This window comes from Bradyrhizobium sp. CB2312 (assembly GCF_029714425.1).
GTDB lineage: Bacteria > Pseudomonadota > Alphaproteobacteria > Rhizobiales > Xanthobacteraceae > Bradyrhizobium.
This window is the reverse complement of sequence record NZ_CP121668.1, coordinates 7,070,257-7,081,882: the sequence shown is the minus strand read 5'-3', so window position 1 is coordinate 7,081,882 and position 11,626 is coordinate 7,070,257. Positions and strand designations below refer to the sequence as shown.

Annotated in this window: 11 protein-coding genes; 4 read left to right on the top strand and 7 right to left on the bottom strand. The window is 64.6% G+C overall.

Annotated elements, in window-relative coordinates:
* Window positions 1–118 precede the first annotated feature (118 nt).
* A complete protein-coding gene (locus tag QA642_RS34460; protein ID WP_283080863.1) occupies window positions 119–328 on the top strand; it encodes a hypothetical protein in 210 nt (69 codons plus the stop codon).
* 54 nt (window positions 329–382) lie between these two features.
* Here the strand turns inward: QA642_RS34460 and QA642_RS34455 are convergent, their stop codons facing one another.
* Both QA642_RS34455 and QA642_RS34450 read right to left on the bottom strand, forming a co-directional pair.
* Window positions 383–1,801: an amidase family protein gene (locus QA642_RS34455; RefSeq protein ID WP_283080862.1), complete on the bottom strand. Its 1,419-nt coding sequence runs from the start codon at window positions 1,799–1,801 to the stop codon at window positions 383–385.
* 119 nt (window positions 1,802–1,920) lie between these two features.
* Window positions 1,921–2,697 carry an SDR family oxidoreductase gene (locus tag QA642_RS34450; RefSeq protein ID WP_283080861.1) on the bottom strand — a complete coding sequence of 259 codons (777 nt, stop codon included), beginning with the start codon at window positions 2,695–2,697 and terminating at the stop codon, window positions 1,921–1,923.
* Between the two features lie 156 nt (window positions 2,698–2,853).
* On the opposite strand from QA642_RS34450, the gene QA642_RS34445 reads away from it, so the two are divergent.
* Window positions 2,854–3,927, top strand: a complete 1,074-nt coding sequence (locus tag QA642_RS34445) for a tartrate dehydrogenase (RefSeq protein WP_283080860.1) — start codon at window positions 2,854–2,856, stop codon at window positions 3,925–3,927.
* A gap of 248 nt (window positions 3,928–4,175) precedes the next feature.
* Here QA642_RS34445 and QA642_RS34440 read toward each other — a convergent pair whose 3' ends face one another.
* The 5 genes from QA642_RS34440 to QA642_RS34420 all read right to left on the bottom strand — a co-directional run bounded on the left by QA642_RS34440 (window position 4,176) and on the right by QA642_RS34420 (window position 9,194).
* Complete coding sequence (locus QA642_RS34440) at window positions 4,176–4,817, bottom strand: suppressor of fused domain protein (protein WP_283080859.1); 642 nt, start codon at window positions 4,815–4,817, stop codon at window positions 4,176–4,178.
* Between the two features lie 167 nt (window positions 4,818–4,984).
* Entirely contained in the window at window positions 4,985–6,058 is a 1,074-nt protein-coding gene (locus QA642_RS34435) for a malate/lactate/ureidoglycolate dehydrogenase (protein WP_283080858.1), read from the bottom strand.
* An 11-nt stretch (window positions 6,059–6,069) separates the two neighbouring features.
* A complete protein-coding gene (locus tag QA642_RS34430) occupies window positions 6,070–6,981 on the bottom strand; it encodes an NAD(P)-dependent oxidoreductase (protein ID WP_283080857.1) in 912 nt (303 codons plus the stop codon).
* Window positions 6,982–6,993: 12 nt separating this feature from the next.
* Entirely contained in the window at window positions 6,994–8,244 is a 1,251-nt protein-coding gene (locus tag QA642_RS34425) for a Zn-dependent hydrolase (RefSeq protein WP_283080856.1), read from the bottom strand.
* A gap of 32 nt (window positions 8,245–8,276) precedes the next feature.
* Window positions 8,277–9,194 (bottom strand): LysR family transcriptional regulator, encoded by a 918-nt coding sequence (locus tag QA642_RS34420; RefSeq protein ID WP_283080855.1) that lies wholly within the window; start codon window positions 9,192–9,194, stop codon window positions 8,277–8,279.
* A gap of 119 nt (window positions 9,195–9,313) precedes the next feature.
* Between QA642_RS34420 and QA642_RS34415 the strand changes: the two genes are divergently transcribed.
* On the top strand, window positions 9,314–10,129 hold the full coding sequence (locus QA642_RS34415; RefSeq protein WP_283080854.1) for a putative hydro-lyase: 816 nt from the start codon (window positions 9,314–9,316) through the stop codon (window positions 10,127–10,129).
* Between the two features lie 88 nt (window positions 10,130–10,217).
* Entirely contained in the window at window positions 10,218–11,462 is a 1,245-nt protein-coding gene (locus tag QA642_RS34410; protein ID WP_283080853.1) for an ABC transporter substrate-binding protein, read from the top strand.
* The last annotated feature ends 164 nt before the right edge of the window (window positions 11,463–11,626 follow it).

Genomic DNA, 11,626 nt, shown 5'->3' with positions numbered 1-11,626 from the left:
GGAGCACGAAATGTTTATGCCGCGCCTATAGCAGGAGCATCGATTCAGACTGGGAATCCTACGTTGCGAAACCCACCTCTGGTTTGCTGGTGGGCTTCAACACGAGGCACGTCAAATCATGATGAAATCTGTTCTCGCCGCGTCGGCCGTTCTGGTCGCGCTTTGCTCCGCTGCCGACGCCCGCGATGTGGCGCACCATCCGTCCGCAGCGGAAGCGGCTGTCCGGATGTCACAGGTCCATCCGGGCTCCATGGCTTACACTGCTATGTCGGAGGATGCGGGCTACGACGCGCATCAGTATCATGGCGGCCCGAAAGCAAACGACTAGGGCACGCGGATGCCGGCATCGGGGGACAGCTAAGGTCCCCCGATCCGGCCCGCATCATGCCTTGACCTTCGGGTCGATCGGCGTCGTCCCGCGCAGGCCCAGAATATCCTCCAGCACCTTTGCGCCCGCGAGCACCTGCGCATCCGCGCGCGGGGCGCCGACCACCTGCACGCCGACCGGCAGGCCCGAGGCTGTGAAGCCGCAAGGCAGTGACAGCGACGGGCAGCAGGCGAGGGTGATCGCGTAGACGATGCCGAGCCATTCGACGTAGTTCTCGAATTTCTTGCCGGCGCATTCGGCGACATAGCGGTGCTCGATCGGGAACGGCGGCACGATTGTCGTCGGCGTCAGCAACAGATCGTAGGTCTTGAAGAACTCGATCGCGCGCGCGGTCATGCCGACGCGCTGCGCTTCGGCGCGCGCGAGTTGCTCGACCGTGAGCTTGAGGCCCTCCACGATGTTCCAGATCACCTCGGGCTTGAGCAGGTCGCGCTTGGTGCGCAGGAGGTTGGCCTTGGTGATCGCAAAATCGAAGGCGCGCAGTACGTGGAAGCATTCATGCGCCTCGCGCCAGTCCGGATGCGCCTCCTCGACGATGACGCCGGCTTCGGCAAAACGCTCCGCTGCCTTGCGCGTGATCGCCTTCACCTCGGGATCAACAGGGGTGATGCCGAGGTCGGGCGAATAGGCGATGCGCTTCGGCTTCTTGCCCGATTGGGCGGCCGACAGGAACGAGATCAGAGGCGCCGGCAGCGACAGCGGGTCGGCGGCATAGTCGCCGCTCATGGCATCGAGCAGCAGCGCGAGATCCTCGACGCTGCGCGCCATCGGGCCGACCACGCCGAGATTGCGGTCGATCGCCGATTTCGGGGTGTGCGCGACGCGGCCGATGCTCGGCCGCATGCCGACGACGCCGCAGAACGCCGCGGGGCTGCGCAGGGAGCCGCCCATGTCGGAGCCCTGGGCGAGCCAGGCCATGCCGGTGGCGAGCGCCACTGCGGCGCCGCCGGACGAGCCGGCCGCCGACTTTGACGTATCCCAGGGATTGAGCGTCGCGCCGAACACCTCGTTGAAGGTGTTGGCGCCGGCGCCGAATTCGGGCGTGTTGGATTTGGCGTAGACCACTGCGCCGTTGGCCTCGAGGTTCTCGACCATGAGGTCGGACGTTGCGGGGATGTTATCCCTGAAGATCGGCGAGCCCTGGGTGTTCAGGACGCCCGCGACGTCGGTCAGGTCCTTGATCGGAACCGGCAGGCCCGCGAGCAGGCCGCGCGCGCCGGCCGGCTTCTGCATCAGCGCCTTGGCATGGTCGCGCGCGCGATCGAAGCACAGCGTCGGCAGCGCGTTGACCTTGCCGTCGACGTCCCTGACGCGCTTCTCCACCACATCCAGCAGTTCGAGCGGCGAGACGTCGCCGGAGCGCAGCTTGTCGACGACGGTGCAGGCGGTGTCGCGGATCAGGTCTTGAGACAATTATCTTACTCCTGTGCTTATTCTTTGGTCGTCATTGCGAGCGCAGCGAAGCAATCCACTCTGTCACCGCGGCCACATTCCTGGATTGCTTCGCTTCGCTCGCAATGACGAGGATAGAGTCAACCCCATCCCGCGCTGATGCCGCCGTCCACCGTATAGATCACGCCGGACGTATAGCCCGCGCGATCCGACGCCAGGAACGCCATGAGGTCGCCGATCTCGCGCGCATGCGCAGGCCGGCCGAGCGGCAGGCTCTTCTGGAATTCCTTGTAGCGGCTCTCGTCACCGAACTGGTGCTTTGCGCGGGTCTTGAGCAGGGTGACGTGTCGGTCGGTGCCGACGGGCCCGGGATTGATGCCGACCACGCGAATGTTGTCGGCGAGGCTTTTTCCCCCGAGCGCGCGGGTGAAGGCCATCAGCGCGGCATTGCCGGCGCTGCCGCAGATATAGTTGGCATCGAATTTCTCGCCGGCAGCACCAATGTCATTGACGATCACGCCGCCGCCCCTGGCCTTCATCTGCGCATAGATATGCCGCGTCAGGTTGATGTAGCCGAACACTTTCAATTCCCAGGCGTGTCGCCAGGTCGCCTCGTCGATCTTGTCGATCGAGCCGCCGGGAATGTCGCCGGCGTTGTTGACAAGGATATCGATCTCGGCCGCTTCTCTGGCGAGCCGCGCAATGTCCTCGGCCTTGCGCAAATCCACGATGCTGGTTGCGGCATCGATCTGGTGCGCGGAGCGCAGGCGCTCGGCCAGCGCCTTGAGCTGGTCGCCGCTGCGGGCGGCGAGCAGGAGATGCGCGCCTTCTTCAGCGAAAGCCTCGGCGGCGGCGGCGCCAATGCCCTTGGACGCGCCTGTGATCAGGACGCGCTTGCCACGCAGATGCAGATCCATGAGAGGTACTCGCAAGGATGGGAACAGGATGAAACCAGTAGGCGCTCGGCGGCGCCACGGTCAACATTGCAGTGCAGCGTTGCGCTGCCCGCGACTTTGGTCCATTGCAGTGCGGTCAAAACGCGGCGGCTGCCGGACCAACGAAGGACGTTCTCAATGAGCAAGAAACAATACCGGATCGCAGTCATTCCCGGCGACGGCATCGGCAAGGAAGTGATGCGCGAAGGCCTGCGCGTTCTGGAGGCAGCGGCAAAGAAGCACGGCGTCTCGTTGCATTTCGACCATTTCGACTTCTCGTCCTGGGACTATTACGAGAAGCACGGCCAGATGATGCCCGATGACTGGAAGGAGAAGATCGGCAAGCACGATGCGATCTACTTCGGCGCGGTGGGCTGGCCGGCCAAGATTCCGGATCACGTCTCGCTGTGGGGTTCGCTGATCAAATTCCGCCGCGAGTTCGACCAGTATGTGAATTTGCGCCCGGTGCGGCTGATGCCCGGCGTGCCGTCGCCGCTGGCGAACCGCAAGCCCGGCGACATCGATTTCTGGGTGGTGCGCGAGAACACCGAAGGCGAGTATTCCTCGGTCGGCGGCCGCATGTTCCCGGACACCGACCGCGAGTTCGTGACGCAGCAGACGGTGATGACCCGCACCGGCGTCGACCGCATCCTGAAATTCGCGTTCGAGCTCGCGCAGTCGCGGCCGAAGAAGCACCTGACCTCGGCGACCAAGTCCAACGGCATCTCCATCACCATGCCCTATTGGGACGAGCGCGTGGAGGCGATGGCCAAGAAGTTCCCGGGCGTGAAGTGGGACAAGTACCACATTGACATTCTGACGGCGAATTTCGTGCTGCATCCGGACTGGTTCGACGTCGTGGTCGGCTCGAACCTGTTCGGCGACATCCTCTCCGACCTCGGCCCGGCCTGCACCGGCACCATCGGCATCGCGCCGTCGGGCAACATCAATCCCGAGGGCGATTTCCCGTCGGTGTTCGAGCCGGTGCACGGCTCGGCGCCCGACATCGCAGGGCAGGGCATCGCCAACCCGATCGGCATGATCTGGTCGGGCGCAATGATGCTCGAGCATCTCGGCGAGAAGGTTGCCGGCAAGTCGATTGTCGAGGCGATCGAGCGGACGCTCGCCGAGCGCACTCTGCGGACCAAAGATCTCGGCGGCAATGCCGACACCACGGCCTGCGGCAAGGCGGTCGCGGACATGGTGGATTGAGACGGCCAGTTTTCCCCTCTCCCCTTGTGGGAGAGGGTGGCTCGCCGCATAGCGGCGAGACGGGTGAGGGGTCTGTCTCCGCAGATGCAGACCTATCAGTCGTAGAATTGCTCGCGGAGAGAACCCCTCATCCGGCGCCATAGCCGATGCGAAGCATCGGCGTTCTTAAGAACGGCGGCCGAAGGCCGCCTATGCCACCTTCTCCCACAAGGGGAGAAGGGAAGGACCGCGGTGGTTTGGCGCGCACCCTAGACATACGACTTCCGCGCCGGATCGAAGATCGGCGGATAGTCGTTCTCGTCGAGCAGGTCGAGAAACGGATCGAGCCCCCTGGACTTGATCAGCCCGAGCTCCTGCTGCGAGATCAGGTTTACCGTCAAAATCTCCACCGGATCGCCTGCGATCTCCAATGCCTCGGCGATGCTCTTATCCGGGCCGATGATCGGCGTGAGAAACAGAAACGTCTGGAAGTCCGTTCCCGCAACCGGCGGCCACGGCAGCGCGACGCGGTGACCGAAGCCGAACCAGGTCGTGTCGATGAACGGCAGATTGGCGAGCCAGCGCAGATTGGCGCAGATCTCCTCTGTCGGCTCGCGGACGTACCACATCAGCTCGGCGCGCGGTTTCGCGTCCCCATGCACGCCCGACATCCGCTGCTCGCTCATGCCGTTGGTCAGAAGCACGGAGCCTTCGTCAGATCCCTCTTGGCAGACCGGCACGAAATCGCGGCCAAAGGCGTGAATGTCGATGCGGCGCTCGGCGCTGTCGGTGAAGCTGTGCTCGGGCTCGCCAAGCTCGCTCTCATAGATCGCGAGCCGATGCCGATAGAGGTCGGCCGAGCCTGACGGCCGATCTGAGCCGGACATGAACTTTGCGAGACGGGAGAGCATGTGAACCTCTGGGGCGGATGTGAGCCGGGATATCCGCGTTGTCGTAAGACAACGCGGACCGGTTCAAATCCACCCCGCAGGTGCGCCAATGTTTCGCCCTGGTCTAGCCTCTGTTGCGCAATTGTGCATTCGGCCGGAACTCTTCCGAGCATTGGGCTCCGTCGCGATCAGCCCGCGATCTTCTCGATCGTCGCCTGGTCCAGCCCGAACTTCTTCCCGGCGTCGAGAATCTCCTGCCAGGTGGTCGGATCGACCGGAATGCCTTCAGCGAGGCGCTTGGTCTTGGTCTCGCGCTCGGGCTCGCCGGCGATCTTGACCTTGTCGACGCCGGGGCCGGGAGGCGAGCCGGTGTGCCAGGCGACAAAACTCTCGACTTCGCGTGCGAGGTTTTCGCCGGTGCCGAGCTTGTCCGGGTCGATGACGATCGAGAGCATGCCGTTGAGGACGTTGTACTTGCCGTCAGACGGGCCCTTCACCACCTGTCCGCCGGAGAGCGCGCCGCCGAGGATTTCGCACACCAGCGCGAGGCCCGAGCCCTTGTGCTCGCCGAACGGCAGGATGGCGCCGTGCGGCGGGATCACGGTGTAGCGCGGATTGGTGGTCGGCTTGCCCTCATTGTCGATGATGGTGCCGGGCTCGAGCTCGACGCCCTTGTTGTGGGCGACGCGGGTCTTGCCTTGCGCGATCCTGCTGGTGGCGAAGTCGAGCACAATCGGGTCCTTGCCCCTGCGCGGGATGCCGACGCAGAACGGGTTGGTGCCGTGGCGCGCATCGCTGCCGCCCCAGGGCGCCACGATTGGGCGCGAGATCACGTTGACGAAGTGAATCGAGACCAGCCCGTGGTCGATGCACTGCTCGGCCCAGTGGCCGATGCGGCCGATGTGATGCGAGTTGGAGAGGCCGACGAGACACACGCCGTTGCGCCTGGCGCGCTCGGCCGCCAGCTCCATCGCTTCATGGCCGATCACCTGGCCGTAGCCGGTGAGGCCGTCGAGGGTGAGAAGCGGACCGGTGTCGAGCACGATCTTGACGTGCTGGTTCACAGTGAGGCCGCCATTGGTGACGCTCTGGACATAGCGCGGGATCATGCCGACGCCGTGGGAGTCGTGTCCCTTCAGATTGGCCTCGACGAGGTTGGTGGAGACGAGCTCGGCTTCGCGGTCCGAGGAGCCGCCGGCCTTGACGATGGCGTGGATGGCGTTGTTAAGCGCCTCTGCCTTGATGGTGCGGTAGTCGGCCATTGTTGTTGCTCTTATCCTTTCACGATGCGGCGGCAGTGGACCCAGGCCGCTTCAATCAGGTTCTCGCTCGCCTCTGGCGTGCGGAAGGCCGAATGCGCCGATAGCGTCACGTTCGGAATCCTGGTCAGCGGATGGTCCGCCGGCAGCGGTTCGGTGTTGAAGACGTCGAGGCCGGCATGGCGGATATGCCCCGACTTCAACGCGTCGATCATGGCGGCTTCATCGACGATCGCGGCGCGGGCGGTGTTGACGAGGATGACACCAGGCTTCATCGCAAAGATCTTCTCGTGTGTGATCATGCCGCGCGTCTCATCGTTGAGCAGCAGATGCAACGATACGACGTCGCTTCGCGCCAAGACGCTGTCGAGATCGGTGAACTCGACGCCGGGATGGCTCTTCGGCGAGCGGTTCCAGGCGATGACCTTCATGCCTGAGCCGGACGCGATGCGCGCAACTTCCGCGGCGATGCCGCCGAAGCCGATCAGGCCGAGCGTCTTGCCGGTGAGCTGCATGCCGTCCTCGCGCAGCCAATTGCCGGCGCGCATCTCGCGGTCCATCATCGCGATGACGCGGGCGGAGGACCACATCAGCGCGATCGCGGATTCGGCGACCGCCGTGTCGCCATAGCCCTTGATCAGATGCACGGAGATGCCGAGCTCGGCGAGCTCCTCCGGGTTCATGTAGCTGCGCGCGCCGGTGCCGAGGAAGACGACGTGCTTGAGCCCCGTGCATTTCTTCGCGACTTCGGTCGGCAGCGCCGTGTGGTCGACGATCGCGATCTCGGCGCCGTCGAGGATTTCGGGGTATTGCTCGGGCTTGATGTCGGGGTCCCGGTGGATCCGCACCTTGGGATCACCGGGCTTTTCCAGCCGCTCCATGATCACGGCGAGGGCTTCGTTGGCGTCGACGAAAACTCCGCGCATGGCTCCCTCCGATCAGGACGCGACGCCGGCGATCGCCAGCACGGTATGCATGAGCACGTTGGTGCCCGCGGCGCAGTCGGGCTGGGTGGCATCTTCCAGCTCGTTGTGGCTGATGCCGTCCTTGCAGGGCACGAACACCATCGCCGCCGGCATGACGGTGTTGAGATTGCAGGCGTCGTGGCCGGCGCCGGAGGTGATGCGGCGGGAGGAATAGCCGAGCGTCTTGGCCGCGTTCTCGACGGCTGCAATGAGCTTGGGATCGAAATGCGTCGGCGGCTTGCGCCAGACCAGGTCGATCTTCACGTCAACCTTGCGGCGCGCGGCGATCTCGGCAATGGCGGCGCGCAGATCGCGGTCGAGCGCATCCATGATCGCGCCATCGGCGCTGCGGCAATCCATGGTGAAGGCGATCTCGCCGGGGATGACATTGCGCGAGGGGTTTGCGATCACGGCCTCGCCGATGGTGCCGACCGCGTTCGGCCCATGCTTCTTGGCGATGGCCTCCATCGCCAGCACGATCTCCGAGAGCGTCGCCAGCGCATCGCGGCGCAGCGGCATGGGCGTCGATCCCGCATGGCTCTCGAAGCCGGAGATCTTGCCGTCGTACCAGAGCACGCCCTGGCCGGAATCGACCACGCCGATGGTCTTGCCCTCGGCCTCCAGGATCGGGCCCTGCTCGATGTGCAGCTCGACAAAGCAACCGAGCTTCTGGAAGCCGACCGGCTTGTCGCCGCGATAGCCGATGCTGTCGAGCGCCTGGCCGACGGTGGTGCCCTCGATATCCTTGCGCGAGAGGATGTCGTCGGTGGTGAAATCGCCGACATAGGCGGCGGATGCCATCATCGCCGGCGCAAAGCGCGAACCTTCCTCGTTGGTCCAGTTGACGATGCAGATCGGCGCCTCGGTCTCGATGCCGGCATCGTTCAGCGTGCGGATCACCTCGAGCGCGCCGAGCGTCCCCAGAATGCCGTCATACTTGCCGCCGGTCGGCTGGGTGTCGAGATGCGAACCGATGCCGACGGGCAGCTTCGACATGTCGCGGCCCTTGCGCAGGCCGAACTGCGATCCGAGCGCATCGGTGTGCACTTCCAGGCCTGCCTCTTCGCAGGCCTTGCGGAACCAGTCGCGCACCTGCTTGTCTTCGCTGCTCAGCGTCAGCCGCTTCACACCGCCCTTGGCCGTCGCACCGAACTGCGCGGTCTCGTGGATGGAGCCCCAGAGACGGGTGGAATCGATTTGCAGATTGGTGGCGGCTCGGCTCATGCGGTCGTTCTCTCTTTTGTCCGGCGCCTTTTTCAATGACCCGCCAGCGCGGGCGCGTCAACCGCAAGGCTCCTCTGCGCAATCTGCCGTGCCAGCTCGGCGACGCGCTCCACCGCGACCACGTCGGGCGAGGCGAGCCAGCTCGCGGTAAAGGTCAGCGGCGCGATCGCGAGATCGGTGTCGAGCAGTTGCAGTCGTCCGTCGGCAAGCTCGTTCTCGACGATGGCGTCGGGGATCACGGCGATGCCGAGCCCCTCGACCGCCATGTGGATGACGGTCGCGAGCGAGGCGGACGCGTGCAGCCGGATCGGCGGCAGTTCCGGCCGGTCGAACACCTCACGCACGACCTCGTACGGCTTGGTCTTGCGCAGGAAGGTGATGATCGGAAACCGCGCGAGCTCCGCCGGCGTCACCGGACCTTTGCCGAGACCGAGGGAGGGGCTTGCGAGGAATCCGATCGGATAATCCGCGAGCACGCGATTATGCACGCCCGAGGCCGACAGCGGGCCGACCACGAACGCAAGCTCGATCTCCTGCGCGAGCAGGCGCGCGGTGAGGTTCGGCGTGATGTCGACCTCGATCTCCAGCGACAGGTTCGGATAGATCTCGTTCACGCTCTTCACGAGGCGCGGCAGCCAGGTGTGCACGATGGTCTCGGCGACGCCGAGACGCATCACGCCGCGCATCGCGGAGCGATCGCCAATTTCCGCCATCATCTGGGCGCGCAGGCCGATCAGCTTCTCGGCATAGACCATCATCTGCCGCCCGCTCGGCGTCGGCGAGGCGACGCGGTGATCCCGGTTCAGAAGCTTCACGCCCATCTCGCGCTCGAGCTGGGCGATGCGCTGGGAGATGGCCGGCTGGGTCGTGTTGAGCCGTGCCGCGGCGCCGCGGAAGCTGCCGAGCTTCACGACCCAGAGGAAGGTTTCGATCGACCTGAAGTCGAGCATTGGAAGGATTTTCCCGATCGATAAAACAGTTTTATCGATATCGATTAGAAAGGACGATTAGACTTTATAGTATGCTTGATGTTGGCTGTGCTTGTCGAGTTCATAGGCAGGTCGATCAAATGACTGTTTTAGTGGCAGCGCAGCAAACTGAAACGCCCGACACGCTCCAGAGCCGCAAGGCCCGGCTCGCCTACCGCGACGGGCTGGTCGCTTCCACCGCGGGAATCGCCCCCGGCTTCGTCCAGGGCAATCTGGCGATCCTGCCGGCCGAATACGCCAGCGCCTTTCACCGCTTCTGCCAGCTCAATCCGAAGCCGTGCCCGATCATCGGCATGTCCGATGTCGGCAGCCCGTATATTCCGGCGCTCGGCGCCGATCTCGACATCCGCACCGACGTTCCACGCTACCGCGTCTGGCGCGACGGCGAGGTAGCGGACGAGCCGACCGACGTGACCAGCTACTGGCGCGATGACCTCGTGACCTTCGTGCTCGGCTGCTCCTTCTCGTTCGAAGAGGCGCTGCTCGACGAGGGTATGCCGATCCGCCACATCGAGCACAATGTGCGCGTGCCGATGTACCGCACCAACATCGCCTGCGGCGTGTCCGGTCCGTTCGCCGGTCCGATGGTGGTGTCGATGCGCCCGTTCAAGCCTGCCGATGCCATCCGCGCGGTGCAGATCACCTCGCGCTATCCCGCCGTGCACGGCGCGCCCGTGCATCTCGGCCATCCGCACCTGATCGGCATCAAGGACATCGCCAAGCCCGACTATGGTGATCCCGTGCCCGTTGCCGACGACGAGATCCCGGTGTTCTGGGCCTGCGGCGTGACGCCGCAATCGGTGATCAACGCCGCGAAGCTCCCGTTCGCGATCACGCATTCGCCCGGCTTGATGCTGGTGACGGATCTGAAGAACAGGACCATGGCCGTGATTTAGGAGGCAGCGTTTGCTGCTTCTTCGGGCTTTACGCTAACCGCCAATCGCTTCATTCGAACAGTCGAAATTCGTAACAGGGGACTTTGCCATGACGATCACTCGCCGCGATGTGCTGCTGGGAGCCACTGCGACAGCTGCGCTGATGCCGCTCGCCGCACGCGCCCAGACCTCGGAAGTCGTGATCGGCGTCATCTATCCGTTCTCTGGCGGCAGCGCGCAGCAGGGCGTCGACGCGCAGAAGGCCTATGAAACCGCGCTCGAGGTCATCAACAAGGATACCGATTTCGATCTGCCGCTGGCCAAGGGCGAGGGCCTGTCGGGCCTCGGCGGCGCCAAGGTGCGCCTCGTGTTTGCCGACCACCAGGCCGATCCGCAGAAGGGCCGCGCCGAGGCCGAGCGCCTGATCACACAGGAGAAGGTCTGCGCCATCATTGGCACCTACCAGAGCGCGGTTGCCGTCACGGTCAGCCAGATCTGCGAACGCTACCAGGTCCCGTTCGTCTCCGCCGACAACTCCTCGCCGAGCCTGCATCGCCGCGGTCTCAAGTACTATTTCCGCGCCGCGCCGCATGACGAGATGTATTCGGCTGCGATGTTCGACTTCTTCGATGCCATGAAGAAGAAGGGCACCAAGATCGAGACGCTGGCGCTGTTCCACGAGGACACCATCTTCGGCACCGACTCGGGCAACGCCCAGGCCAAGATCGCCGGCGAGCGCGGCTACAAGATCGTCTCCGACATCAAGTATCGCGCCAACTCGCCCTCGCTCTCGGCCGAAGTGCAGCAGCTCAAGACCGCCAATGCCGACGTGCTGATGCCGTCGAGCTACACCACCGACGGCATCTTGCTGGTCAAGACCATGGCCGAGCTCGGCTACAAGCCGAACGCGATCGTGGCGCAGGACGCCGGGTTCTCCGAGAAGGCGCTGTACGACGCCGTCGGCGACAAGCTCGAAGGCGTGATCTCGCGCGGCACCTTCTCGCTCGACCTCGCGCAGAAGCGCCCGATGGTCGGCAAGATCAACGAGATGTTCAAGGCGCGCTCGGGCAAGGACTTCAACGACCTCACCTCGCGCCAGTTCATGGGCCTGATCATCCTCGCCGACGCCATCAGCCGCGCCAAGTCGACCGACGGCGAGAAGATCCGCGATGCGCTGGCGGCGACCGACATCCCGGGCGAGCAGACCATCATGCCGTGGAAGCGCGTCAAGTTCGACGAGACGGGCCAGAACAACGACGCCGACCCAGTGCTGCTGCAATATATCGGCGGCAAGTTCGTCACCGTCTTCCCGCCGCAGGCCGCGATCGCCGAGGCGACCTGGCCGATGAAGTAAGCGCTGCGGGAGCAGGGGAGCAAGTCGAGATCGTCGCGCGAGCCTCGTCGTTGCGAGGAGCGAAGCGACGAAGCAATCCAGGCTATTGCCGCAGAGGCAGTCTGGATTGCTTCGCTTCGCTCGCAATGACGGAGCAAACGATGACGTTTCGAACGGGGGACCAG

Excerpts from the sequence above, each read along its gene's own strand:
- QA642_RS34460 (WP_283080863.1), top strand. The coding sequence starts at position 119 with ATGATGAAATCTGTTCTCGCCGCGTCGGCCGTTCTGGTCGCGCTTTGC.
- QA642_RS34450 (WP_283080861.1), bottom strand. The coding sequence starts at position 2,697 with ATGGATCTGCATCTGCGTGGCAAGCGCGTCCTGATCACAGGCGCGTCC.
- QA642_RS34445 (WP_283080860.1), top strand. The coding sequence starts at position 2,854 with ATGAGCAAGAAACAATACCGGATCGCAGTCATTCCCGGCGACGGCATC.
- QA642_RS34440 (WP_283080859.1), bottom strand. The coding sequence starts at position 4,817 with ATGCTCTCCCGTCTCGCAAAGTTCATGTCCGGCTCAGATCGGCCGTCA.
- QA642_RS34435 (WP_283080858.1), bottom strand. The coding sequence starts at position 6,058 with ATGGCCGACTACCGCACCATCAAGGCAGAGGCGCTTAACAACGCCATC.
- QA642_RS34430 (WP_283080857.1), bottom strand. The coding sequence starts at position 6,981 with ATGCGCGGAGTTTTCGTCGACGCCAACGAAGCCCTCGCCGTGATCATG.
- QA642_RS34425 (WP_283080856.1), bottom strand. The coding sequence starts at position 8,244 with ATGAGCCGAGCCGCCACCAATCTGCAAATCGATTCCACCCGTCTCTGG.
- QA642_RS34420 (WP_283080855.1), bottom strand. The coding sequence starts at position 9,194 with ATGCTCGACTTCAGGTCGATCGAAACCTTCCTCTGGGTCGTGAAGCTC.
- QA642_RS34415 (WP_283080854.1), top strand. The coding sequence starts at position 9,314 with ATGACTGTTTTAGTGGCAGCGCAGCAAACTGAAACGCCCGACACGCTC.
- QA642_RS34410 (WP_283080853.1), top strand. The coding sequence starts at position 10,218 with ATGACGATCACTCGCCGCGATGTGCTGCTGGGAGCCACTGCGACAGCT.